Genomic DNA, 25,708 nt, shown 5'->3' on the forward strand with positions numbered 1-25,708 from the left:
CTCACGGAGAACCTGACTATATACTGATCTTTTGACCGTACACGTTCTCAATATATGACAAAAACAGAACCACACTTTGTAGCATGCACTTTTTCCTTGCCACTGTTGGAGTGCAAATAATCACAGTCCATACCCTTTTACCCCGTAGTTTTACAAAACCCAGACGGATAAAAGCATTCGAAACTTAAATTTTCGAGGTAGGATACGGTATTTTAAGTTCTAAAGAAATACTAAAGCCATTGAAAGGGGTGACGTAAATCGCATCTTAGCCAAACAAACAATATCCATTCAAAATTCATGTCGTTTTCCTGCTCTTTCTTAGGGCAAAAGCATTGGACGCTCCTCATAACTCGCCGTACTATAAGTACATTCTTTCTCATAAACCGATCTTAACAGCATGCAGCATTCACCGACTTCTTTTACCAGTTACAGACGCCAGCTTTTTGACCGATGCGATAAATTACAAAAAGGTACTGAGCAGCAAAGTGAATCATCACACCATAAACAACAGCGTTTAGAATCAGCTGAACTGGTCGAGGAAATGCCACTGGCCATTAGCATAAATGGCATATCTTATGCTGTTATGATGGTTACACCTGTTTATTTAGAAGACTTTGTCATCGGCTTTGCCCGCAGTGAAGGGATTATTGAGCATATTAACGACATCCGAGACATTACAGTTCAGCTAACACAAACACCGCCAGACATAGAAAGTGTTGCAATCAACTTAGAGCTAAGTCCACGTCGATTTACCCAATTCAAGCAGAGAAGACAGACACACCTTGGTGCAACGGGTTGTGGTTTGTGCGGAGTGGAATCGTTAACTCAGGCTATTCCTAAATTACCAACACTTGCGCCAAGTAAAACAATCGACGAAGCCAGCTTAACCGCTCTCAGAACTCGCTTATCCCACTACCAAGAATTAGGAAATAAAACAGGGGCGGTTCATGCGGCCTTATTGATCTCGCCCAAAGGCACCCCCATTTTTTGCATGGAAGACATCGGCCGGCATAACGCCCTAGATAAGATCATTGGCTATGCACTACAACAGAATATAAACTTACATAATTACAGTGTTTTAATGTCAAGCCGATGCAGTACCGAATTGGTTCAAAAAGCCGTAAGAGTTGGACTTTCTAGACTGATTCACCTAGCCTCACCAAGTACGCTTGCCGTCAAGCTAGCCCTACATTACGGATTAACATTAATTCATTTACCCAAGCAAGATGCTCCGCGTGTATTCGCATCTTCAGCCCAGCCAGAAGGAACAGACGATGAGTAAAAAAACTGACTTTTACACACCCTACAAAGGACCAGCTGGCGGCTGGGGCGCACTTCAAAGCACAACAAAGCATTGGCTGAAAAGTGAAAATGCGGTCCGTAATATTCATACTCTGTTAAAAACCAATCAGCCCCATGGCTTTGATTGCCCTGGTTGCGCTTGGGGTGAAAAGCATGACCCAGCTAAAATCCGTTTCTGCGAAAATGGAGCAAAAGCAGTTAACTGGGAAGCTACATCTCGTAAAGTAGACGCCGCATTTATGGCGGAACACAGTGTATCTTGGCTGAATACTCAAAGTGATTATTTCCTTGAATACCAGGGCCGACTCACCGAACCAATGCGCTACAACCAAGAAACCGATCACTACGAAGCGATTTCTTGGGAACAAGCTTATAAACAAATCGGCGAGACATTAAAAGAACAAACGAATCCAGATAATGTTGCTTTTTATACGTCTGGACGAGCAAGCAATGAAGCCGCCTTTCTGTACCAACTTTTTGCTCGTGCTTATGGTACAAATAATTTTCCAGACTGCTCAAACATGTGTCATGAAGCCAGTGGTTACGCATTAACCAGTAGTATTGGCATCGGTAAAGGTACGGTTGAAATTGACGACTTTGAACGCGCGGATGCCGTATTTGTTTTTGGTCAAAACCCGGGGACAAATCACCCTCGGATGTTAGAAACGCTAAAAGAAGTGGTACAACGAGGCGCACAATTACTAAGCTTCAATACACTACACGAGCGTGGCTTAGAACGCTTCCAGAACCCACAAAACCCAATGGAAATGCTCACCAATGGCTCAAAGCCAACCAATACAGGCTACTTTTGCCCTAAAATTGGTGGTGATATGGCGGTGGTACGCGGTATCGTAAAAGTACTTATCGACTTAGACGAAAAAGCTCACCAACAAGGGCAAGCCGTCTTTGATCACGACTTTATCAAAGAACATACTCAAGGCTTAGATACTTACCTTGAGCAGGTTAAGCAAACATCTTGGCAAGACATTATTAATCAGTCTGGGCTAAACAAAGAGGAAATTACCCACGCAGCTAACGTCTACGCGAAAGCTGAAAACGTTATTCTAACCTGGGCAATGGGCATCACTCAGCATCATCATTCCGTCGCAACCATCCATGAAATGGTCAATTTAATGGCCCTACGTGGCAATTTAGGCAAACCAGGCGCTGGGGTCTGCCCTGTTCGTGGCCACAGTAATGTCCAAGGCGATAGAACCATGGGCATTAACGAACGCCCTTCTCAAGCCTTTCTCGATGCCTTGGAAAAACGTTTCAACTTCACACCACCACAAGAACATGGTTTGGCCGTTGTTGATACCATTCGCGCTATGCGTGACGGCAAAGTCGGCGTCTTTATCGCCCTAGGTGGTAACTTCGCTGCGGCAACACCAGATACAGAAGCAACCAAGCACGCCCTAAAGCAATGTCAGCTTACTGTGCAAATTAGCACTAAACTAAATCGCTCTCACCTTATTACTGGTACCGAAGCGATTATATTGCCTTGCCTTGGCCGTACCGATATCGACCATCAAACAAAAGGTCAGCAAAAAGTCACCGTAGAAGATTCTTTCAGTATGATTCATGCTTCTGGCGGCGTACTAGAGCCATTAAGCAAAGAACAAAAATCTGAACCAGCCATTGTCGCAGGAATAGCATCTGCTACGTTAGGCGACTTCCCCATTGATTGGAACGAAGTCGTAAGCGATTACGACCTAATTCGTGAGCATATTGCAGCCGTTGTTCCTGGCTTCAATGACTTCAACCAACGTATTTTACAAGATGGTGGTTTTTACCTAGGCAACAGTGCGCGAGAAAGAAACTGGAAAACACCCGCTGGCAAAGCTATTTGCCACACACATGTGTTGCCTGAATCTATCCTACCTAAGCGTGCACAAAATTTATTATCAGACAAAACGCTCATCATGCAAACACTGCGTTCTCACGACCAATACAACACCACGATTTATGGTATGAACGATAGGTACCGAGGCATTAAAGGTGAACGTAAAGTAGTGTTTATCAACCCCGCGGATATACAACGTCTTGGCTTCGAAGAAGGCCAAACCGTTACATTACGTTCAATTTGGGATGATGGTGTAGAGCGCAAAGTTAGTGGCTTTAAACTAGTGCCTTATAGTATTCCAGCAGGCAACATCGCGGCTTACTACCCAGAAACGAACCCATTAGTACCGCTAGACAGCCATGGTGAATTTAGCAACACACCAACCTCAAAAAGTATTGCGATAGAGCTAGAAGCATACGAAGAAGAAAGCAACGGCATCGCGGTTGCTGTCGTTTAAACTTCTTTTTAAATAGCACGCTCTTTTATGAAGTAATTAAAAAGGGACAGATCTCAATAAGATATCTGTCCCTTTTTTGCTTTTACTATGTATCAAAACGATCAAATACTTATTAATGGCGCCACATAACGGGAAAGAATAGCACCAGCACCGTAAAGTATTCCAAACGCCCTAAGATCATCGCAAAGCTCATCAGCCAAGTGCCCGTGTCGCTTAATGGAGAAAAGTTACTACCAAGTTCAGCAAAGCCTGGTCCTAGTACATTTAAACAAGCCGCCGTCGCGCTCAAGGATGCCATAAAACTCATCCCCGTCATCATCAACAACACCGTAAAAAAAACCGTTACCATAGCGGCAAGACACATAAAACCCATCACCGAATGACGCACATCGGCACTGATGCTTCGTCCCTGAAACTTCATCGTAAAAACACCATTTGGATGCACCAAACGTTTGAGTTCCAAAGCGATAGATTTTAGCGAAATGATATTTCGAATGACTTTATTACCGCCCGCTGTCGATCCCGCACAACCGCCAATATAACCGACAAAAATCAACACAATCGAGGTCACCGCAGGCCAAGCTCCAAAGTCCGTTGCCGCGAACCCTGTGCTGGTAATAAACGAAATAACATGAAAAAACGACTGAGTAACAGACACCCACAGCCCCTCTTCTGCATCCGTTTGGAAAAGAAACAACGCCAATAACAGAGCCACAAAAGCAATAATTTTCAGAAAGCCGCGAGTCTCTTCGTCTTGCCAATACAGCCGAATACTACGGGCAATATAAATACGATAATGCAGAGCAAAGTTTACCGCGCCCAACACCATAAAAAGATTACAAATCCACAAGATTAATGAACTGTTAAAATAGCCCATGCTGGCATCGTGTGTTGAAAACCCACCTGTCGAGACGGTAGTAAAGCTGTGTCCGATAGCGTCGAACACCGACATACCAGCAAGGTAATAACTCAGCGCACACAAGCCAGTAATGGCTAAATACACCATCCATAAATAATGAGTCGTGCTGGATACGCGAGGCGAAAGTTTATCGTCTTTAATCGGCCCTGGTGTTTCCGCTTTTAACAAGCGCATGCCACCGATGTTCAGCATGGGAAGAATCGCCACCACAAAGATCACCACTCCAAGCCCCCCCATCCACTGTAAAAACTGGCGATACATCAAGAAGGTTGGAGGCATATCATCCAAACCAGACAACACAGTTGCACCTGTGGTCGTCAAAGCACTAATGGATTCAAAAACACCATCAGTAAAGGAAATATGCGTAACAGATATAATAGGTACGGCGCCCAATACACCTACAGCCAACCAGGTTAAGGTGGCAAATAGCATGGCTTCACGAGTATTTACAGAGGGTAAAGGATATTTTTTAAACCCCAATAAAATAGCCAAAGCTAGGGGAAACGTAATTAAGGCCGGCAGGGCAAAAGCACGCCCAACATCGTCTTTAAAGAACATAAAGGACAATTCACCGAATACAAACTGCACCACACTCATCCATAAACACGGCATAGTCAGCAAACGCATAATCAACAGTGGACGAATCATGAGTCGCCACGACTCCTATAAACAATCTGCACGGTATAAAAACATCTTTAACTAGGGAGTTATTTCAACAGAACGACAGGACCGAGGCACATAATGAATCCTGACAAACACTATAAGGCAAACAAGACGAATTCTAAACATTTCATTCGCGCAAACAAACACAATCAAAAAAGGCTATTTTGCAAATACTGTGGACGAATTGTGAATGCTATGCTTTTATTAAACAATAAAAATAACAACGAATAAAAGTCTCATAAGAGGAAAATACCATGGAAAACATGCTACTTGTTGATTTCTTTCACCTTAGTGCACTAGCAACGACTGTTTGCTGCTTTTTGGTTATCAGTGGTAAACGAGCTATTGAACTTTGTAGCCAAACTGGCTCTGAAAGATAAAAAAACCGAGCCTAAGCTCGGTTAATGTCACCAAAACCATAATAGACTGTGACTGTCTAAGTATTAGACCTATCTATGCTTTCCTGACCGCCATCTAAAGCTTATTTGTCATCTCAGGAAGCACGCTAAAGAGATCCCCAACCAAACCATAATCTGCTACTTGGAAAATAGGTGCATCTTCATCCTTATTGACCGCCACAATAACATTAGAGTCTTTCATGCCTGCCAAATGTTGAATAGCACCAGAAATCCCAAACGCCATATACAAATCGGGCGCAACAATTTTACCCGTCTGCCCGACCTGTAGATCATTTGATACAAAACCCGCATCAACTGCTGCACGAGATGCACCAACTGCCGCACCTAGTTTATCGGCTAAGGCTTCAACCAGCGCAAAGTTGTCGCCACTACCAACACCACGACCACCAGACACAATACGACTGGCACTAGCAAGATCAGGTCTCATAGATTCAGTGATGTCATCGGATTGCCAACTAGACAAACCACTCTCAGCCACAAAATCAATTCTTTCAACAGCACAAGCTTGCTCATTTTTTTGAGTATTTTTACCAAAGGAAGATGCTCGCACCGTGATGACTTTTTTATCGTCCAACACGGTTACCGTCGCTATGGCATTGCCAGCATAGATAGGACGTTTAAATTGATCAGCACTTAATACCGCGCAGATATCAGACACTTGACCGACATCTAATAATGCCGAAACCCTTGGCATAAAATCCTTTGATTCTGAGTTGGATGGCGCAACAATATGTGAATAACCCGCCGATAAATGCACGATCAAATCGCCCATTGGTTCAGCCAATGCGTACTCATAGATATCAGCATTTGCGCAAAGTACTTTACTTACACTAGTCAAATTTGCCGCTGCATCAGCAATCGATTCAATATTTTTGCCAGCTACCAGCACATGAATGTCATTGCCGATGGCTTGAGCCGCCGTCAGCGCAGACAAAGTAGAAGACGAAAGTACGCTTGAATTATGTTCTGCAATTAATAAAGTCGTCATTAGATCACCTTCGCTTCGTCTTTTAATTTACTGATCAATTCATCCACTGACGCCACTTTAATACCGGCACTACGAGTGGCGGGCGCTTCAACCTTGTCTATTCGGCAATGCGTCTTTGACGTCACATCTAAATCCGCCAAAGAGAGAGTATCTAAAGGTTTACGCTTAGCTTTCATGATGTCAGGTAATTTGGCATACCGCGGCTCATTAAGGCGTAAATCCGTCGTTACAATGGCAGGAAGGGTCAGTGCAATCGTTCGTAAGCCGCCATCAATTTCACGAGTCACTAACGCTTTGCCGTCGTCAATAACTAGCTTAGAGGCAAAGGTGCCTTGCGGACAATTTGTCAAAGCCGCCAACATTTGTCCCATCTGATTATTATCTGAATCAATCGATTGCTTGCCAAGAATAACCAATCCAGGTTGCTCTTTTTCAACGACTGCCGCAAACGTCTTAGCCACATTTAAAGGTTCAACATCACCTTCCGCTTCTACCAAAATGGCACGATCCGCACCTAGTGCCATAGCATTACGAAGTTGCTCTTGACTTTGCCTTGTACCAACACTCATGACGATAACTTCAGACGCAACACCCGCTTCTTTGAGGCGAACCGCTTCTTCTACGGCAATTTCACAAAATGGATTCATCGCCATTTTGACATTGGTTAGATCCACATTGCTTTGATCTGCTTTAACACGAACCTTGACGTTATAATCAATGACTCGTTTAACACCTACTAAAATTTTCATTTTTTCACTGACCTTTCTGTTTAATCGTGACTCAACATTTTGGCTTTGATGTCATCTGGGATGGGTTGGGCTTTAAGAACACCTTCTGCATTTAAACAAGCCCAAACTCGCTTTTCCGTGCATTCGACAGCCAACCCCTTCTCATTAAAAAGTTGATGACGCACTCCAAAGCTAGCACGTCCGACCTCGGTAATTTCACTTTTTATGATCACTTTATCACCGTATTTTGAAGGCGTAAAAAACTGTGAACGAGTGTCTACCATTGGAAAGCCAACTGCCTTCAATTCATCACGTATTTGTCGAAGGGTGTAACCCATTGCCTCAAACAAGGCACCAGTAGATGCATCAAAAAAAGCAAAATAACGCGGATAAAAAACAATATCGGCGGGGTCACAGTCACCCCACTCGATTTGTACTTGGCGCTCATTTTTAAACATGAAGCGGCCCCTTTTAAAGACTAATAACCAAATCAGCAAGAGGCTCTTGGTACAGAAGCTCAATTTGATCTTCTCGATGAGCTTGCACAGCACGCTGATTCAATGATCCCTTGTCAGTCACTTCATGAGCATCGATACTCGGTGGCGTCGCCTGCAACAAAATACGCTGAACAACGGTGGAACTGCCAGTACTGTTTTTCGAAAACTCAACCAATTTTTGCTTAAAGGCTTCACGAACGGCTGAATGAGCGATAATTTCTTCGTTTGTTTCCAATAAATCATGAGGAAGAATCGCCTGACAATGAGCCCAATCTGGGAAAATTAGCGCCGTTATATAACCTCGATTTGTACCACACAAGACAACATCTTGTGCAAAGGGCGCAAATGCACTGATGAACTTAGCTCGTAGTGTTCCAGCGCTTACCCAAGTACCGCTGTCCAATTTAAAATCTTCCGATACACGCCCATCAAAACGAAAGCCTCGCTGTGGCTCAAGTTCATCAAGATAAGCGAAAGCATCACCTAGACAGTAGTAACCTTCTTCATCAAAGGCTTTTGCCGTCAACTCAGGCTGACGCCAATACCCCGGCATCACGGTTTCCGCTTTGACACGCGCTTCTAATTTACCCTCGTTTGGAACCAGCTTGATAGACACCCCAGGCGCAGGCACACCAATCACCCCAGAAGTAGATTCTTCTACCGAGGCGAACGTTGCTGATGGCGCGGTTTCAGTACAACCAAGTCCAGTGAGCATGGGGATTTTTTTACCTGTGTATTGAATCGCTAAGGCATCCAAATCATCCCAAATATGTTGCGCTAAGCCAGCTGCAGCAAAGAAGGTAAACTGCAAACGAGCAAAAAACTTCTCAGCTAGATCTTTATCAGCTCTTAAATTTTTCACCAATAACTCGAAACCTTTTGGCACGTTGAAATACACTGTTGGTGAAACTTCAGCCAAATTTTTCAAGGTCTTAGCAAACAATTTTTCGGTCGGTTTACCATCATCAAGGTACAGGCTGCCTCCGTTATACAAGGCAATACCGATATTATGATTACCACCAAAGGTATGATTCCAAGGAAGCCAATCCACCATAATTGGCGGCTGATCTTTAAAGAACTGCATAACCTGATGAATCATCACTTGGTTGGCACAAATCATCCGCTGAGTATTAATCACCCCTTTAGGCATGCCTGTTGTACCAGAAGTAAACAATACCTTGGCAATGGTATCGCCATTCACTTCGGCATTCTTTTCATCGACAGCATCAGACTCTGGAAAGTCCCAAAATGACTGAAAAGAGAGGGTGGGGTTTTTGATCTTCTGCGGTGTAATGTCACCTTTGATCACAGCAACAGGCGTATCCAGATCTTGGCAAACTGACTCAATCGCATTTTCATAAGGTGCAAGCTCATCCACCACAATTAAACCAGGCGTCAATATATCGAAGATATGACGCAATTTACTGTAGTCAGTCGCAACCAAAGAGTACGCAGGAGACACAGGTGCATGAGCAATGCCCACATACATGCCAGCCAGCGCTAACATCAAATGTTCTAAGCTATTGCCACACAAAAAGACGATAGGACGTTCAACCGACACGGGCTGAGTTAGTAGCCAAGAAGCGATCTTACGCACTCGAGTTACGGCTTGTGCATAAGTGACTTTTTGCCATTCACCTTGATCATCACGTTCTGCAACAAACATTTGATCAGGTGTCTTAGCAGCCCAATATTCAAGTTGATCAGTCCAACAGCGCGCATACTCATCGAGCGCTTTTTGGCTGTTGATGATTTGCACTCCGCCTTCGCGGTTTTCAATGTTGATAGGATGCGCCACAACCTTAATAGGATGAAATTCACCGTTCATTTTTTTGCTCCCACTCTCATCTTTTACCTTATAAAAGGCAATTTGATTATTTTTATGGCTAGAGTTTTAAGGGAGTGGTTTATAAACCACTGCCGAATTGTTATTTTTTTCTCGACTTCAGACCGAAACGATCTGTTTCAAAATTCGTACTCGCTAAGACCTAAGCCAGCGTTTTCAACAACCTTTAAAGCCGCCATCGCAGAAGGCAACCGATAAGCTGTATAAAACTTAACCATACTTCTAAGATTCTGCATATAGGGCTTATCAGTGTTTTCTTGTGCTTGCTGATAAGCCAACACATTGAATAGCTGCCAAGTGCAACATAAGATGCCCATTGCTTCTAAGAAGGGGACAGACACGCCATGCAAAGACACTGAATTGACATCAAGTTTCAACAAGTGTGAAGTCAATAAAGACGTTACTGTATCAACCGCTTTTAATGTTTCTTTTGCAGCTACGCCGAACGTTTCATCGATTTCAAAGAAGCTTGCCAACTGAGTAATATCTGCAAGTAACTCAGTCAAAGCTTTGCCTTGATCACCACGCACTTTTCGAATTAATAAATCACGCGCTTGAATACCAGTGGTGCCTTCATAGATCGTCGTGATTCGAGCATCCCGCATGATCTGTGCAACGCCGGTTTCTTCGACAAAGCCCATACCACCAAACACCTGAACCACTTGACCTGCCATCACATTGGCACGTTCCGTCGCGAAGGCCTTAAAAATAGGCGTTAGCAAAGCGACTCTGGCTTTTTTACTTTGATTACTTTCCGTTTCATCAAGTGTCACTTGATCGTGAGCAGCTTCAGTAGCATCAATTTGCGCTGCAATCTGATAACCCAATGCACGCAATGCAAACGTTTCGGAACGCATTTCTAATAACATACGCTTCACATCGGCATGATCAACAATCGCAGCTTTTTCGCCTTGACTATTCGTTCCCTGAGTTCGCTCTTGTGCGTATTCCAATGCACGTTGGTAACCCAATTCACCGAGAGCCACACCTTGTAAACCGCAACTTAGGCGAGCTTCATTCATCAAGACAAACATCGCCATTAAGCCTTGGTTCAGTTCACCAACCAATTCACCGATGCAATCGTCTTGATCGCCGTAACTAATAGAACAGGTTGGACTACCATGAAGCCCCATTTTGTGTTCGATACCAGTACAACGAATATCGTTAAACTCCCCTAACGCGCCGTCATTAGCAACACGATATTTAGGTACGATAAAGAGCGAAATACCGCGACTTCCCGCTGGCGCATCAGGTGTTCTAGCGAGCACCAAATGAGCTATATTGTCAGTCAAGTCATGATCGCCATAGGTAATGAAAATCTTCTGGCCTTTGATTTTATAAGTGCCATCTTGTTGTGGAATTGCTTTGGTATTTAGCGCCCCTAAATCCGAACCGGCATTGGGTTCTGTTAATGCCATCGCCACTGTCCACTCACCGCTGACAATCTTTGGTAAATAACGCTGTTGAATCGATTCGCTGGCAAAGTTCAATAGAATCTCCGAACCACCTTGCGCCAAAGCTTGGAACATCACAAAAGCCAAATTCGCTGACAACCACATTTCATTGACAGGTTGAGCGATGTACTTTGGCAGGCCTTGCCCACCAAACTCCTCGGGCAATGCTAAGCCAATCCAGCCCGATTCAGTAAATTGCTGATAGGCATCTTGCCAGCCATTCGGTGTGATCACTTTCCCGTCTTGAAAGCGACAGCCTTGCACATCCCCCACTGAATTGAGCGAGGCAAGAACGCCAGAGGCAAACTTCGCCGCCTCTTCCATCACAGCGTTGGCTAGCTCAGGATCAAAACCTTCTAGGGATTCCACAGCATCTAGACCTTGCTGCTGATAAGCTTGTGCCACCAGCAACTGCATGTCTTTGTAAGGCACTTTATAAGTCATCATCTACTCCAGCATACAATCATCAAACTATTTCGCGGCCATACGAATGGCACCGTCAAGGCGAATCACTTCGCCATTCAACATGCTGTTTTCGATAATATGTTGAGCCAAAGAAGCGTATTCATCTGGCTCGCCAAGACGTGGTGGAAACGGAACAGACTCACCCAAAGATTTTTGCACTTCTTCTGGAAGCACATCCATCATAGGTGTTTTGAATAGACCAGGCGCAATCGTCATAACACGAATACCAAAACGTGCTAGTTCACGGGCAACCGGCAAAGTCATGGCACAAACGCCACCTTTGGAAGCTGCATAGCCAGCTTGACCAATCTGACCATCAAACGCCGCTACGGATGCAGTATTAATAATCACACCACGCTCTAAATTGGCTTCTTGCTCATTATGCTGCATTTTGTCAGCCACCAAACGAATCATGTTAAAGGTGCCAATTAAATTAACCGATACCGCACGCTGGAATGACGCTAAACGATGTGGGCCTTCACGACCAACGATACGTTCTGCACCAGGAATACCAGCGCAGTTCACTAACCCACTGATAGGGCCAAAGGCTTCTACGGCTTTATCAACCGCACTTTGTACCGATTCTTCGCTAACAATGTCTGTCACGCAACCTTGTACTCGTTCACCTAAAGAGGCTTTCACACGTGCTAAACCTTCTTCATTAACATCAGCCAAAGTAACTTTCGCTCCTAGGCCATGTAGACGGCGTGCAACTGCTTCACCGATACCTGAAGCTGAACCTGTCACCACAAAATGTTTGTCTTGAATTTGCATTTAACTACTCCTGATCTTGCTATTATTTTTATGACAAAGGGCAGATTCACTTCGCTTTTTTACGATTCAAAAAGGCATCAATACGTGCTTTCACTTCATCGCTGGTTTGCGTAATACCGCAAATTAATGACTCGGTATACAAGCCTTCTTGTGCAGACATATTGCTAATACGGCTTAGCCCTGTAGTCATTGCCCAGTTAGAATATTTAGAGTTTTTGCCAATGCCTTCTGCAATCTCAAAGGCTTTTTTAAGCGCTTCACCATGACCAACAACATAATGTGCCAAACCAATACGCAAGCCTTCATCCGCTCTTACATCACGGCCCGTTAACATCATCTCGGTCATACGGCTAGCGCCAATAACATTCGATACATTTACTGATGCGCCACCGCCGACAAAGATGCCATGCTTACCCTCAGGCAGACGGTAAAAGGTATTCTCTTCACTGACTCGAACATGAGCACAAATAGCCAACTCCAGACCGCCCCCAATAACCGCCCCATGCATAGCGGCAACGACTGGAATACCAGAATCACTAATATGACCAAAGACGCGATGCCACATATTGGAATGCTTCACCACTTCGAAAGGTTCGCGGGCTTTATGCTCTTGCAAATCAAGACCAGAGCAGAACTCCGGACCATTCCCAGAAAACACAATGACATTGACATCATCGGTTAAATTCAAAAATACCTGTTCAATCTCAAGACATAAGCTGTCATTGATGGCATTTTTCTTTTCTGGGCGATTAAGCTGCAAATGCGCCACGCCATTCTCTACAGAATAATTAATAAATTTATATGTCATCTTGAATTACCTTAAATCTTATAATTAGCGATCTGAAACCTTGATTACGACGGCCATACCTGTATCGCCAGCAGCGCAGCCAGTGAACAAACCATAACCGCCGCCATTGATAACCAGCTCTTCAATCAACTCAATAATGGCGCGCATGCCAGTTGGCCCTTGAGGGTGCCCCCAAATCAAAGAACAGCCATAGTTATTCATAGTCATCACATCAATGCCCATGGCTTTCGCAAAGGCAACATCGTTAACGGCAAATGGATTGTGTGTTTTGATGGCTTTAACTTGTTCAATATCAATACCTGCTACGGCAAGCGCACGTTTCGCCGCTTCTATTGGCGCCGCTGGCATAAAAGCCAAATCATCACGGGCTTGACCAAAACCTAATACTTCAATCTTGATGTCAGGGCGGGCTGTAAGGGAGGCTACGTCTTCTGAACGGCAAAGAATCGCAGAAGCATTACCATCAGCAGGATGAGTTTGGTTACCAAAAGTAATCACACCGCCTTCTTGAATCGGTTTAAGCTTCTGCAAACCTTCTAGCGTGGTTGGAAAAACGCCTTCATCACCCGTAATTACTTTATCTTCTTTTTTGAAGTTGGCTGTTGGCACAGACAGGGGTAGCGTCATATAACGCTTTTGAAAGGCTTGATCGTCTTTTAAGGCATCTTGATACTGATCATAACGGCGAAAAGTCACTTCATCTAGCTCTTCACGACTGATATCAAAACGCTTAGCAACATTTTCACCCGTTTGCATCATCGAATGGCCGCCCACACAATCATTCATCATATTGTAGGTCACTTGATCTTCTGAAGATCCAGCTGGGCCTTTCGCATTTGGGTAGTAAATATGCGGGCCGTTTGAACAACGATCAGCCGTCATCAAAAAAGAAATATTCGCCATACCACAAACAATCTCTGATGCGGCAGCAAACAAACCACGAGCACTGGTCGCACAAACCTGATTGACTGCATGACCCGCTGTATTTACAGCGCCTATGTCATATAAGGGCCAAGGCGCACCATTAAAAGATTGATACTGGTTAATGGTCATGCCCAAGACACCAGAATCGAACACCAATGGATCAATATTACGTTTCGCCAACTCCGCTTTTGCCACATGACTGGCAAACTTCATCGAATGCAAATGCTGCAACGAACCTTGCCACTTAGTAAACGGCGTACTCCAGTAAGCGCCATAAGGAATTTCTACATTTTTGATCGACATAAGATTTTCTCGCTTATTTATTCTTGTTTTACTGATCGGCCGCCATAATGTCGCCTAGACCTCCCCACTGCTCAGCAAAGATTTCTACTGGCATGGCTTTAAGGTCTTCAGCGATGATTGGACGGAACGCCATCACACTCAATACGTCTTTTTCTAAGTCTAGTCCTGGTGCGATTTCAGTTAACACCATACCTTCCTGGCGCAGTTCCAATACACATCGCTCAGTCACAAAAACCACTGGCTGATGATTTCCTATCGCCACAGCACCACTGAAAGTAATATGATCAACGGCTTCGACAAATTTTTGCACCTTGCCTTCTTCCAGCACCTTCATCTGGCCGTTTTCAAAACCAAGCTTAGCGCCATTCACTAAAGTACCGCAGAACACGACTTTCTTCGCACTCTGGGAAATATTAATAAAGCCACCAGGACCAACCACTTTAGGGCCAAACTTACTGACATTTAAATTGCCTTCTTGATCTGCTTGCGCCAACCCTAAGAAGGCAATATCTAAACCGCCCCCGTCGTAAAAATCGAACTGAGCTTCATGCTCAATAATCGCATCAGCATTCCATGCAGCACCAAAGTCACCACCAGAAGCAGGAATGCCACCGTAAGTGCCAAGTTCGGTCGTTAAAGTAAATAAATGAGAGACGTTTTCTTCCGCCGCGATGGCCGCCACGCCATCAGGCATACCGATACCAAGGTTCACCATAACGTTGGCTTTTAGTTCCATGGCAGCACGACGAGCAATCACTTTTCGATCGCTGAACGGCATAGGTGGCAAAGCATTTAACGGCACTCGAGAATTACCCGCTAATCCTGGATTGTAGGTTGTTGTGATGGTTTGTTTGTGATCATCGGCAGGGGCCACAGTAACGTAATCAACTAAAACGCCAGGCACTTTGACTTCTTTAGGGTGAATTGAGTGACGCTCAGCAATGTATTTCACTTGCGCAATAACGATACCACCGCTGTTTTTCGCCGCTTGAGCCATCGGCAAAATTTCCGCTAACATGGCTTCTTCTTCAACGGATAAATTACCGTCTTCATCTGCGGTTGTTGCACGAATCACCACCACATCCAATGGGAATTTTTTATACAGCAGCCATTCTTCATCTTCAATATCAATACGTTTAACCAAATCCTCTGTCGTTAAAGACGTAACTTTACCGCCGCTAATCAAAGGATCAACATAAGTCCCCATCCCAACTTTAGTAATTACTCCTGGTTTATTTCCCGCAATCTGACGCCACATGGTAGTCAATACACCTTGCGGCAGTAGATAGGCCTCAATAGCATCATCGGTAATCATTTGTGCCATTTTTGGTGCTTGTCCTGTATGACCAGAAATCAAACGTTTCACCAGATTCGGATGCGCCATGTGAGACATGCCAGCGTCTTTACCATCACCACAACCGCAATCATGGATAAGAGTTAGCTGCTGTGGATGACCTGTTTCGTTGAAACGCTGCTCAACCGCTTTAGCAACGGCTTCGGCAAAATAGGACATGCCGACCGTTGACCAAGCAACATTGGCACTGTCGGGAATCAAGTTAGCGGCTTGCGCTAGGGAAATAACCTTACTCATCTTTTACCCTCACATCTCTTTTACTTATTTGGTTAATCGGGGTTTAGTTAGTTGGGCTTAGCTTGTCGACATTACTTTGTCGGGAATTATTCTGTTGTACATCACAACTATTTTCATTACAAACATTTTATTTGAGTGTTGCCTTTTTTGAATACCTTGGGTGAAAATTAAATAAACACAAATGTTGAAATGAACAACAATTTATGTGAAAAACAAACTGTATTTTAGAGAGCCTCAAAAACAGTAGTCTTATCATTATCATGACAAACTATGTTCAAGGCTCGCTGAACGACTGAGTGAAAACAGCGCTTTTAGAGATCTTTGTATGAAGTCACGAGCGTTGCTAGGGCGAGCTAAAACAGACAAAAAATCGCAGTTTATAAGTTATAAATGTACATTTTTCGTCTATTTTTAAAAAAGTGTTGGCAAGTACCGTAGTCGTACGAAAGCCTCTTTTAATAACAATAAAATCAAAGGTGAAAAGAATGAAGAAAATCCAACTAGCGAGCTTGGCATTAGTAGCTGGCTCTATGATGTCTATGAATTCATTGGCTGCGGAACCAGAATATAATCTCAAGCTACACCACTTCCTTCCTCCCATGTCGATGGCTCATAGTCAGTTTATCGAGCCTTGGGCTAAGAAAGTGGAAGCGGATTCAAATGGTCGTATCAAGATAGATGTTTATCCCGCAATGCAGTTAGGCGGTAAAGCGCCACAACTATTTGATCAAGTAAGAAAAGGGATTGTCGATATTTCTTGGACTGTCGCTGGATATACGCCCGGACGTTTCCCTAAAATGACATCTTTTGAACTGCCATTTATTCCGGGAACCGCAAAAGCCACTAGTATGGCACTACAAGAGTACGCTGAAACGGAAATGCAAGATGAGCTAAAAGACGTTCATTTAATTGCCGCGCACACCCATGCTCCAGGTTCTTTTCATTCCAGAGAAAAAGCCATTAAAACACTAGAAGACATAAAAGGGCTAAAAGTACGCGCACCAAACAAAGTCATGTCAGATGCGTTTAAAGCAATTGATACAAACACAATTTTTTTACCCGTAACTGAAATGCCAAGTGCGCTATCAAAAGGCGTAATTGATGTTGCCGTCTTACCTTTTGAAGTCGTTCTACCGACAAAAATATACGAACTAGTTAAACATCACACCGAGTTTAAAGGCGCTGGGTTATATACCAATACCTTTCTTTTCTCTATGAACAAAGATGTCTACGAGAGTATGCCCGCAGATTTACAGAAAGTCATCGATGACAACTCAGGCATCTCTTTGGCCGGACATATTGGTGATCTTTTTGATAATTATGAAATTTTTGCGCGTAAACACGCTGTAGACCAAGGTAACAGCTTTGATTACATAGAAGGAGCCGAACACCAACGTTGGGAAGACGCTATGGCACCTGTTACAGAGCAATGGATGACGGATATGAACAAAGATGGTTATGATGCTCAACGCCTTTTAGACAAAACAAAATCCCTTATCAAAAAATATAGTGATTTTTAAGCAACACATTTATTTCGATATTACATATCAACTCTCACTGATAAGTGCTCTTTAACTAGAGCGCTTTTTCACTCTTTTGAGGAGATTGTTTTTTTTGAATGCCTGAAGTGAAAAATCTATAACTCAAATTGTTGAAAGTCAAAACAATTTGTGTCACAAAGTAGATATCTCTTAAACAACAGAGAAAGTGAATGCCAAATGGCAGTGTATTTAGCGATTATGGATTGATCTCACTTATTATCTGCAATTAAAGCCATTTAAGAATAGAAAACACTTAATAAAAAAAATAAAGGTGATCGAGATGAGAAAATTCAGACTACAAAGCTTAGCGTTAATTGCTGGCTCAATCCTGTCCATAAACGCAATCGCAGCTGAACCAGAGTATACCTTTAAGCTTCATCACATGCTTCCACCTGTGTCTAATGCACACACAAACTTTCTACAGCCATGGGCAGAGAAAGTAGAAGCTGAATCCAATGGTCGCATTAAAATTGACATTTACCCGGCCATGCAACTAGGCGGTAAACCGCCACAGCTTTTCGACCAAGTTCGTAAAGGTGTTGTCGATCTTAGCTGGACTGTAACTGGCTATACACCAGGACGCTTCCCTAAGTCGACCGTATTTGAATTACCTTTCATACCGCTAAGCGCTCGTATCACTAGTATGGCATTGCAAGAATATGCAGAAAAAGAAATGCAAGATGAAATGAAAGACGTTCACCTCCTTGCCATGCATACTCATTTCCCAGGCTCTCTTCACTCCCGTGAAAAAGACATTAAATCCCTTGAAGATTTAGAGGATATGAAAGTACGTGCGCCTAATAAAATGATGGCAGATGCCTTCGGCTTATTAGGTGCTAATACTGTTTTCCTACCAGTACCAAGTATGCCAAGTGCCCTATCAAAAGGCGTTATTGATGTCGCCGTGCTTCCGTTTGAAGTGGTTAAACCGCTAAAAATTGATGAATTAGCGCCACATCATACCGAGTTCAAAGGGGACCGCGGCCTTTATACCAATACCTTTATCTTCTCTATGAATAAAGACGCTTACGAGAGCTTGCCTGCCGATCTAAAAGCCGTTATTGATCGTAACTCAGGGGTCAATTTAGCTGGTTTCATCGGTGATGCCTTCGATGCATATGAAGTAGGTGCTCGCGGTGATGCCATGAAACGCGGCAATACCTTCAGTTTAATTGAAGGTGCAGAATTTGATCGCTGGAAAGAAAAACTTGCCCCAGTGACTGAGCAATGGCTAAAAGAAATGAATGATGACGGTTATGACGGACAACGCCTACTAGACGAAGCCAAAGACCTCATTAAAAAATACCAAAACTTCTAAGACATACCGCACGTAGGATAATTTAACATGATACGTTTTACTACCGACTTACAGCGCTCCCTTCTAGGACGCACCTCGGACATATTAGCACTGACAGGTGGGTTTATCATGTTAGTGGTAGCGGCAGTAACTGTCGCTAGCATTATTGGTCGAACCACAATTGGTCAATCAATAGAAGGAGATTATGAGATAACAGAAATGGGTCTAGCCATGGCAGTATTTCTCTTTCTCCCAGCTTGCTATATACGCAAGGGGCACGTCATTGTTGACTTATTTACGGCTAATTGTAAACCCAGCACCTTACTCACGTTGGAAATAATAAGTGACATTGTGTTCACAGTTATTTCTTTTACTTTTGCTTATCGCATGAGTTTAAGCGGAATAGAAGCGAAAGAGTATTTAGAACAAAGCATGCTGCTTGAACTCCCCACTTGGTGGACTTTTATTATTGGTGTCATTGCAATGACCCTATGCGGCTTATGCGGTCTATATCGCTTGTTCGCTACGCTTCGTGGAGGTAATCATGAGTAATATTGAATTGGCTTTTTTAATGATGGCGGTGTTGATGGTCTTAATGAGCATCCGCATTCCAATTGCGCTATCCATGTTAGTGTGTGGCGCAGTTGGTTACGCCATGATCGGTGGTTTCCCTGCTCTATTAGAATATTTAGGTACTGCTCCAGTATCAAAATTCTCTAGCTACGATTTGTCGGTTGTCCCCCTTTTCTTACTTATGGGAGAACTGGCAACTCGATCTGGTATTACGGCAGAGCTGTTTAGAACCTGTAACACCTGGATCGGCCGACAACGTGGCGGTATTGCCATGGCTGCTATTGCAGGTTGCGCTGCATTTGGTGCTATTTGCGGGTCATCTTTGGCAACAGCATCTACTATGGGCAAAGTGGCACTTCCTGAAATGAAGCGTCTAAACTACTCTGGTAGTCTCGCCGCTGGCGCACTGGCTGCTGGCGGAACATTGGGAATTTTGATTCCACCTTCTATGGTACTAATCATCTTTGCCGTACTGACCGAGCAGAACATCTCCAAAATGTTTATTGCAGCATTTGTGCCGGGCTTCTTAGCCGCTGGTGGTTATATTCTTGCAATTGCTATTTATGTGCGCTTGTACCCTGATGCTGGCCCACGTGGTGAAAAAACGACTTTTGCACAAAAAATCAAATCCACTAAAGATGTCTGGCACATCACAGGGATTTTCTTAATCGTATTGGGCGGCATTTATTTAGGTATTTTCACTCCGACTGAGGCGGCGTCTGTAGGGGTTATTCTTACAGCAATTCTCGCATTCACTCACGGAAAAATGCGCCTTGATGGTTTGCTAGTCTGTCTGATGAAAACCGCTGTCTCGTCTGCAATGATCTTTTTCATTGTATTGGGTGCCGATCTTTTTAGTGTCTTTATTGCCCTCTCAAGACTACCAGATTTAGGTGTTGAGCTAATTCAGAACTCTGGGCTTTCTCCTTACACTATTTTAGTTTGCATGTTATTAACCTACCTAGTTATGGGGTGCTTTTTGGATAGCCTAGCAATGATATTGCTAACAATCCCAATCTACTTCCCAATGATAATGGCAATGGATTTTGGCATACCTCAAGCAGACTTAGGTATTTGGTTTGGTATATTAGCTTTGATTGTTGTTGAAGTCGGGTTAATTACTCCTCCCGTGGGTATGAACGTTTTTATTATAAAATCGTTTGATGACTCACTGAAACTAAAAGAATGTTTCAAAGGTGTGATTCCATTTTTAATTTCTGACTTTGTTAGAGTTGCTTTGCTGATCCTCTTCCCTGGCATCACTCTTGGATTAGTTCACTTAATAGGCTAGCGTAACAACCGACAATAGCTGCAAACCACCAGCTATTGTCGTATAGAGAACCTAAACAGTTTAGCACTACACCAAATTCACATTTTTATATTACAATGTGGGTTTACTTGATTAAAAATGAGACTTACATGGCAGACGATACAAAAAAAACAGATCAACCAGTAGACTTTGGATTACTAAATAACTTAGTTGGTTATCGCTTACGTCGTGCCCAAATGAACTTTTTCAGCAAATTTTCTGAAGTCTGTTCTGATCTCGGCATCAGCCCTGGTTTATTTGCCATTATAGCCATCGTGGAACGCAACCCAGGATTAACGCAAACAGCGGTAGCTCAAGCACTTGGTAATGACAGATCAGCCATGGTTGCCGCCGTCGATAAGTTAGAAAAAATGGATATTCTTGAACGCCGTCCAGCAATCAATGATCGTCGTTCATATGCTTTGTTTATGACCACGCAAGGTGAAAAGTTTTTCTTAACACTCAGCGAGCGAGTTATGGAGCATGAACAAATCATGGCGGCACGATTGGAAGGTGAAAATGAACTAGAGTGGCTATTGAAGACGCTAGATACCTTGTCTCATGGCTAAAGCGATATAACAAATTCTATCAAGCCTGAAGGTAATCAAAAAACAGCCCAGTCGTTTTACAATGATTGGGCTGTTTTTATAGGAAGGCCTTCACTACTGAACGAAACTATTCTATTTCAGCAAAAATCATAGCAAATTCCTCTTCCAACCCAACCTGTAATTCAGTTGTGTTAATAGACGCCATACAGGTTTCTATTTCGTCAATGTCTTCTGAAGACTTCAATACTTCTTCAAAGGCAAACAATCGATTGGACAGCTTCAGTAAGCCGATAGTCAGCGCCGCACCTTTTAAAGTATGAAGATTCTCACGCGTTTTAATTCTATCTTTTTCATCGACCCCTTCTTTTATCTTAGCTAATAAATCCTTTGCTTCCAGTATAAAACCCTCAACAACGCTTTTATAAAGCTCAACACTGCCACCAAAGCGACTCAAGATAGAATCTATCTCTTCATACTCATCAGACGCAGCAGCGGTCTCAAGCACCAAATCCAGCCCACCCTCAGATTTAAACGTCGCATTTTTAAGAATACAAGCCACCATTCGGTCGATGTCTAATGGCTTTCCAATGTGATCATCCATGCCTGCCTGAAAACAAGCTTGGCGGTCAGCCTCTGATACATTTGCAGTCATAGCAACAATCGGAAGTGAGGAAAATCTAGAATCTGCACGAATTTGTTTCGTGGCTTCTAATCCATCGACATCTGGCATCTGCATGTCCATCAGTACTAAATCGAACATCTCTTCCTTTCTATTTAATACCATAGCCACACCTTCTAACCCGCTTTCAGCCACAGTGACGCTCGCCCCTTCAGCAACTAACAGTTCTGTCGCCACCTGTCGATTAAAAGCATTATCCTCCACTAACAACAATGTCACTCCAGTTAATCGCTCTTCTTCATAGTTAACATTTTGGCCTATCATATTTGGCGATCTAACATTGGAAAGAGATTGATACACAGCTTCTGATAATTTGCTCAAAGTAATAGGTTTCAATAAATAACCAGTGACAAATTCCAGTTCATTTTCTAATTGATTGCTTTGCATACTAGACAATAGAATTATTTTTGGTGCTTGCTCAACTGTAGTAAAATTCGACTGTATTTTTTCAATACTTTCCTTCCCTCTAAAGTCGACTGTTTTGGTATCTAACAAAATTACGTCATAGGAATTCCCACGCTCGAACGCTTCGTGGATTAATGGCATAGCGTGTTCAAGTGCTTCTGCTTTTTCACTCACCCAACCGAGACTAAACGCCATACGAGAAAAAATCATTTGAGTCGCAATATTGCTATCAATAATTAGAATACGCAGCGATTTTGCCAATATTTGATTCGGTTTCTTTTCGGCTTGAATATCCGCAATGGGCAAATCAACTGTAAAATAAAAGCGACTACCTTCACCTAATATACTGTCTACACACAAAGAACCACCCATTAATTCAACGAAGCGACGGCATATTACCAAACCTAACCCAGAGCCCCCAAAGCGCCGGGCTGTAGACGTTTCTGCCTGAGAAAACACATTAAAAATAGAATCAATTTGATCTTGTGCGATACCAATGCCCGTATCTTTTACAGAGACAGTTAAACGCGATATGTCAGAATCAACCGTCTGCTGATTGATTTCTAAAACGACACTCCCTTGTAAGGTGAACTTCACTGCGTTGCTAACTAGGTTTATTAATATTTGCAGTAACCGTAGTTTATCTCCAATAAGGTAAGCAGGAATGTCTTTATCAATGTCAAAAATCAGCTCAACGTCTTTGCCTAGCGAACTTCCAGATAAAACGGTAGACAGCTCACATAATAAGTCTTCAACTTCAAACGGTGCCTTCTCTAACTCTAACTTACCGGCATCAACCTTAGAGAAATCTAAAATATCATTAATTAAATTCAATAAGGATTTCGCGGACATTTGTGCTTTGGATACATAATCATTTTGCTGATGAGTCAAAGTTGTACGTTTGACTAAATGAAGCATACCAAGGATTGCATTCATCGGAGTGCGGATTTCGTGACTCATATTGGCAAGAAAACTCGATTTAGCTGCGCTGGCTGCATCCGCCTCATCTTTGGCTTTTCGAAGCCAGCTTTCTAGTTCATGCTCTTGGGTAATGTCACGATTAATACCTGTTACTTTCGTCATTTTACCTGTCGAGCTTTTTTGTAGTGAAGCTCTGGCAAAGATGTAACGAATACTGTCATCCGGTAAGACAATTCGGAACACTGAATTATATTCATACCCCCCCTCGACAGCCTCTTTCAATGCTGTTTCGGCCATCGCTCGGTCTTCTGGATGAACTCGGTTACACCAGTCTGTATATTTAACATCCTCTTTTTTAACTGTCACAGGCAGGTGATATATGTCAAACATTTGATCACTCCACTCAAGAGTGTCATCTTCAATATCCCAAGTCCAAATACCTAACCCTGCAACGTCAGCAGCTAGCAATAACTGATCTCTGGTGTAAACAAGCTCACGCTGGCTTTGCTTCTGTTCAGAAATATCCATCGCTATGCCAAGAAAACCAATCACTTTATTATCACTATTTTTCATTGGCGTAATCACTAAGGTAACAGGACGTGAGTTACCATGTTTATCAATATAACTCCATTCGCGCTTATCGTAGTTATCACGTAATGCATTAAAAACAACTACTGCCATGTCATCAGAAACTTGCCTTCCTGTCGTTTCAAATATCTCAGTTCGTTGCTGATCTATCTCCGTTTTTAAATGGAACCTCATCGGTGTTATATGACCGACAACTTCCTCAGCCCTATAACCCAGCATTTTTTCTGCGCCATTATTAAATAGCGTAATAATGCCATTCTTATCAGTCGCAATAATGGACACTTCAGAGGATGCATTTACAACATCATTTAAAAGCAAGTTAAGTTCGACAAGCTCTGTCGTGCGCTCTTTAACTTGATTCTCTAAATTTGCGTTTAATTCTCGTATTTGAGCTTCTGCTTTTTTACGTTCAGAAATATCGCGTACACTTTGAGATACACCAATAATGCCATCATCGTCATTAAAAATAGGAGAAAACGTCAGTGAGACAGGGACTTCTGTACCGGCTTTCGTCTTTCTTCTTGTCTCAATAGAGATGGATTCTTTTTGTTCTTTTACTCTAGAGAAGAGTGCTTTATCTTCGCCTTGAAGCGAGCTCGGCACCAATAAGTCAAGAACCTTATGCCCTAAAACCTCGTCCTTAGTATAACCAAAGATAAACTCAGCACTTTTGTTCCAGCTAACAATAGCGCCATCTAGGCTTTTACTAATTATGCCATCAGCAGAGCTTTCAACAAGCGCCGTAATTCTAGATTGGTGAGCCACCACTTCACGCTGACGCACCATGTTTACTCGAACCACTACAACTAAAATAGTGCTCAGCACACTGATCAGAAAACCAACAACCAAAAATACAAAGGGATCTGGGAGGTGCAGATCAGCAATAAAAGCGGGAGATACATTCAGCTTACTTTGCCAATGACGTCCATAAACAGTCATTGTTTGAACTTGCTCATTGCCTCTATCGTTCAAGCTGCCACTATTATAGAAAAGAACTTGATCATCTAAATCCGTAATGTCTAATAGTTGGTAATGTACTTTTTCTGGGTCGTAATTTAAGCCACCAAGTACCTCTTCCATTAACAAAGGCGCATAACTCCAACCAAAACCTTTCTCTATGCGTTCGGCTTGAGTAACTGGCGTGCTACCCCCCCTATAAATTGGCATGAGTATCAAAAAAGATTGCTGTGGTTTTCCTGAGGCTTGAACTAAGGTAATTGGGCCAGTTAAACGAACTTCGCCTGTGTATAGAGACTCGGCTGCGGCTTCTCTGCGGTTCCTTTCTGATGCAATATCTAACCCGACAGCCTGACGGTTACGCTCAACAGGTTCAATATATTGGATAACATAGTGCTCGTTGAAATTAGGGTTAAGCATTTTTATAGAAAAATCTGGCCAGCCATCATTACGAGCAATTGACGTAAAATAATCTATATCAGATTGCAACACTCGACGAATAAAACCAAAGCCGCGAGCTCCAGTGAACTCTTCATCGACGTCTCTCGATCGACTGTACTGCTCAAAAGTTTCGCGTGTAATGGCATTTTCCCCTGCCGTAAGCACAGCGCCACGAGCTCCGCGAAGTCCATACTGATACAGCTCTATTCGAGATGTCACTTCTTCTTTCAATTTAATCGAAGCATCGGATGCGGCTTGGTTAACCCTGATTACATTTGAGTGTTGAACGTTATAGGTAACGGCGCAAGTGAGCAGCCCCCCAACCAACAAAGTAATTATCACCCAACGGTTATATATATTTTCAGATGATATCCAATTCACATTTGCCTCCTGGCAAGAGTCTCATTCAGTATAGACACCTAAAAAAGGCGTAGGGAAGCTAGTAGGATTAATTTTTCAGTATTAATC

General features: G+C 43.1%; 19 protein-coding genes. 8 read left to right on the plus strand and 11 right to left on the minus strand.

Features of this window, described 5'->3' with window-relative positions:
- Positions 1–397 precede the first annotated feature (397 nt).
- Positions 398–1,282: a formate dehydrogenase accessory sulfurtransferase FdhD gene (gene fdhD / locus DFP80_RS08470; protein ID WP_113916376.1), complete on the plus strand. Its 885-nt coding sequence runs from the start codon at positions 398–400 to the stop codon at positions 1,280–1,282.
- The gene (locus tag DFP80_RS08475) at positions 1,275–3,602 is read left to right on the plus strand and encodes an FdhF/YdeP family oxidoreductase (RefSeq protein ID WP_113916377.1); all 2,328 of its coding nucleotides are present in this window, start codon (positions 1,275–1,277) and stop codon (positions 3,600–3,602) included. Before fdhD ends, DFP80_RS08475 begins: the two co-directional genes overlap by 8 nt.
- 112 nt (positions 3,603–3,714) lie before the next feature.
- Here the strand turns inward: DFP80_RS08475 and DFP80_RS08480 are convergent, their stop codons facing one another.
- Positions 3,715–5,169 (minus strand): TrkH family potassium uptake protein, encoded by a 1,455-nt coding sequence (locus DFP80_RS08480; RefSeq protein ID WP_113916378.1) that lies wholly within the window; start codon positions 5,167–5,169, stop codon positions 3,715–3,717.
- A 269-nt stretch (positions 5,170–5,438) separates the two neighbouring features.
- On the opposite strand from DFP80_RS08480, the gene DFP80_RS20885 reads away from it, so the two are divergent.
- Entirely contained in the window at positions 5,439–5,564 is a 126-nt protein-coding gene (locus tag DFP80_RS20885; protein WP_258546980.1) for a hypothetical protein, read from the plus strand.
- Positions 5,565–5,658: 94 nt separating this feature from the next.
- On the opposite strand, the gene DFP80_RS08485 is transcribed toward DFP80_RS20885, so the two are convergent.
- The 9 genes from DFP80_RS08485 to DFP80_RS08525 all read right to left on the minus strand — a co-directional run bounded on the left by DFP80_RS08485 (position 5,659) and on the right by DFP80_RS08525 (position 15,981).
- On the minus strand, positions 5,659–6,591 hold the full coding sequence (locus DFP80_RS08485; protein WP_113916379.1) for an FAD-binding protein: 933 nt from the start codon (positions 6,589–6,591) through the stop codon (positions 5,659–5,661).
- A complete protein-coding gene (locus tag DFP80_RS08490; RefSeq protein WP_113916380.1) occupies positions 6,591–7,340 on the minus strand; it encodes an electron transfer flavoprotein subunit beta/FixA family protein in 750 nt (249 codons plus the stop codon). The genes DFP80_RS08485 and DFP80_RS08490 overlap by 1 nt, the downstream gene beginning before the upstream one ends.
- Positions 7,341–7,360: 20 nt before the next feature.
- Positions 7,361–7,777, minus strand: a complete 417-nt coding sequence (locus tag DFP80_RS08495; RefSeq protein ID WP_113916381.1) for an acyl-CoA thioesterase — start codon at positions 7,775–7,777, stop codon at positions 7,361–7,363.
- A 13-nt stretch (positions 7,778–7,790) separates the two neighbouring features.
- Positions 7,791–9,644: a feruloyl-CoA synthase gene (locus DFP80_RS08500; protein ID WP_113916382.1), complete on the minus strand. Its 1,854-nt coding sequence runs from the start codon at positions 9,642–9,644 to the stop codon at positions 7,791–7,793.
- A gap of 137 nt (positions 9,645–9,781) precedes the next feature.
- Positions 9,782–11,560, minus strand: a complete 1,779-nt coding sequence (locus tag DFP80_RS08505; RefSeq protein WP_181799883.1) for an acyl-CoA dehydrogenase family protein — start codon at positions 11,558–11,560, stop codon at positions 9,782–9,784.
- A 27-nt stretch (positions 11,561–11,587) separates the two neighbouring features.
- Positions 11,588–12,355 (minus strand): 3-hydroxyacyl-CoA dehydrogenase, encoded by a 768-nt coding sequence (locus DFP80_RS08510; RefSeq protein WP_113916384.1) that lies wholly within the window; start codon positions 12,353–12,355, stop codon positions 11,588–11,590.
- Between the two features lie 46 nt (positions 12,356–12,401).
- Positions 12,402–13,163: a crotonase/enoyl-CoA hydratase family protein gene (locus DFP80_RS08515; RefSeq protein WP_113916385.1), complete on the minus strand. Its 762-nt coding sequence runs from the start codon at positions 13,161–13,163 to the stop codon at positions 12,402–12,404.
- A 24-nt stretch (positions 13,164–13,187) separates the two neighbouring features.
- Positions 13,188–14,390: a thiolase family protein gene (locus DFP80_RS08520; protein ID WP_113916386.1), complete on the minus strand. Its 1,203-nt coding sequence runs from the start codon at positions 14,388–14,390 to the stop codon at positions 13,188–13,190.
- Positions 14,391–14,418: 28 nt separating this feature from the next.
- Positions 14,419–15,981 carry an acyl CoA:acetate/3-ketoacid CoA transferase gene (locus DFP80_RS08525; protein ID WP_113916387.1) on the minus strand — a complete coding sequence of 521 codons (1,563 nt, stop codon included), beginning with the start codon at positions 15,979–15,981 and terminating at the stop codon, positions 14,419–14,421.
- Between the two features lie 485 nt (positions 15,982–16,466).
- Here DFP80_RS08525 and DFP80_RS08530 point away from each other — a divergent pair, with 485 nt between their 5' ends.
- From DFP80_RS08530 to DFP80_RS08550, 5 genes are all read left to right on the plus strand, one after another.
- Complete coding sequence (locus DFP80_RS08530; protein ID WP_113916388.1) at positions 16,467–17,501, plus strand: TRAP transporter substrate-binding protein; 1,035 nt, start codon at positions 16,467–16,469, stop codon at positions 17,499–17,501.
- 301 nt (positions 17,502–17,802) lie between these two features.
- Positions 17,803–18,840, plus strand: a complete 1,038-nt coding sequence (locus tag DFP80_RS08535) for a TRAP transporter substrate-binding protein (RefSeq protein ID WP_113916389.1) — start codon at positions 17,803–17,805, stop codon at positions 18,838–18,840.
- 27 nt (positions 18,841–18,867) lie between these two features.
- Positions 18,868–19,371 (plus strand): TRAP transporter small permease, encoded by a 504-nt coding sequence (locus DFP80_RS08540; protein ID WP_113916390.1) that lies wholly within the window; start codon positions 18,868–18,870, stop codon positions 19,369–19,371.
- Positions 19,364–20,683, plus strand: coding sequence for a TRAP transporter large permease (locus tag DFP80_RS08545; protein WP_113916391.1), 1,320 nt, complete (start codon positions 19,364–19,366; stop codon positions 20,681–20,683). The genes DFP80_RS08540 and DFP80_RS08545 overlap by 8 nt, the downstream gene beginning before the upstream one ends.
- 128 nt (positions 20,684–20,811) lie before the next feature.
- A complete protein-coding gene (locus DFP80_RS08550) occupies positions 20,812–21,270 on the plus strand; it encodes a MarR family winged helix-turn-helix transcriptional regulator (RefSeq protein WP_175020601.1) in 459 nt (152 codons plus the stop codon).
- Positions 21,271–21,376: 106 nt separating this feature from the next.
- On the opposite strand, the gene DFP80_RS08555 is transcribed toward DFP80_RS08550, so the two are convergent.
- Entirely contained in the window at positions 21,377–25,621 is a 4,245-nt protein-coding gene (locus tag DFP80_RS08555; protein ID WP_113916393.1) for a PAS domain-containing hybrid sensor histidine kinase/response regulator, read from the minus strand.
- Positions 25,622–25,708: the final 87 nt, after the last annotated feature.

Source organism: Marinomonas rhizomae (assembly GCF_003315485.1).
Lineage (GTDB): Bacteria > Pseudomonadota > Gammaproteobacteria > Pseudomonadales > Marinomonadaceae > Marinomonas > Marinomonas rhizomae.

Coding starts and splice junctions, on each gene's coding strand:
- fdhD (WP_113916376.1), top strand. CDS start 398: ATGCAGCATTCACCGACTTCTTTTACCAGTTACAGACGCCAGCTTTTT.
- DFP80_RS08475 (WP_113916377.1), top strand. CDS start 1,275: ATGAGTAAAAAAACTGACTTTTACACACCCTACAAAGGACCAGCTGGC.
- DFP80_RS08480 (WP_113916378.1), bottom strand. CDS start 5,169: ATGATTCGTCCACTGTTGATTATGCGTTTGCTGACTATGCCGTGTTTA.
- DFP80_RS20885 (WP_258546980.1), top strand. CDS start 5,439: ATGGAAAACATGCTACTTGTTGATTTCTTTCACCTTAGTGCACTAGCA.
- DFP80_RS08485 (WP_113916379.1), bottom strand. CDS start 6,591: ATGACGACTTTATTAATTGCAGAACATAATTCAAGCGTACTTTCGTCT.
- DFP80_RS08490 (WP_113916380.1), bottom strand. CDS start 7,340: ATGAAAATTTTAGTAGGTGTTAAACGAGTCATTGATTATAACGTCAAG.
- DFP80_RS08495 (WP_113916381.1), bottom strand. CDS start 7,777: ATGTTTAAAAATGAGCGCCAAGTACAAATCGAGTGGGGTGACTGTGAC.
- DFP80_RS08500 (WP_113916382.1), bottom strand. CDS start 9,644: ATGAACGGTGAATTTCATCCTATTAAGGTTGTGGCGCATCCTATCAAC.
- DFP80_RS08505 (WP_181799883.1), bottom strand. CDS start 11,560: ATGACTTATAAAGTGCCTTACAAAGACATGCAGTTGCTGGTGGCACAA.
- DFP80_RS08510 (WP_113916384.1), bottom strand. CDS start 12,355: ATGCAAATTCAAGACAAACATTTTGTGGTGACAGGTTCAGCTTCAGGT.
- DFP80_RS08515 (WP_113916385.1), bottom strand. CDS start 13,163: ATGACATATAAATTTATTAATTATTCTGTAGAGAATGGCGTGGCGCAT.
- DFP80_RS08520 (WP_113916386.1), bottom strand. CDS start 14,390: ATGTCGATCAAAAATGTAGAAATTCCTTATGGCGCTTACTGGAGTACG.
- DFP80_RS08525 (WP_113916387.1), bottom strand. CDS start 15,981: ATGAGTAAGGTTATTTCCCTAGCGCAAGCCGCTAACTTGATTCCCGAC.
- DFP80_RS08530 (WP_113916388.1), top strand. CDS start 16,467: ATGAAGAAAATCCAACTAGCGAGCTTGGCATTAGTAGCTGGCTCTATG.
- DFP80_RS08535 (WP_113916389.1), top strand. CDS start 17,803: ATGAGAAAATTCAGACTACAAAGCTTAGCGTTAATTGCTGGCTCAATC.
- DFP80_RS08540 (WP_113916390.1), top strand. CDS start 18,868: ATGATACGTTTTACTACCGACTTACAGCGCTCCCTTCTAGGACGCACC.
- DFP80_RS08545 (WP_113916391.1), top strand. CDS start 19,364: ATGAGTAATATTGAATTGGCTTTTTTAATGATGGCGGTGTTGATGGTC.
- DFP80_RS08550 (WP_175020601.1), top strand. CDS start 20,812: ATGGCAGACGATACAAAAAAAACAGATCAACCAGTAGACTTTGGATTA.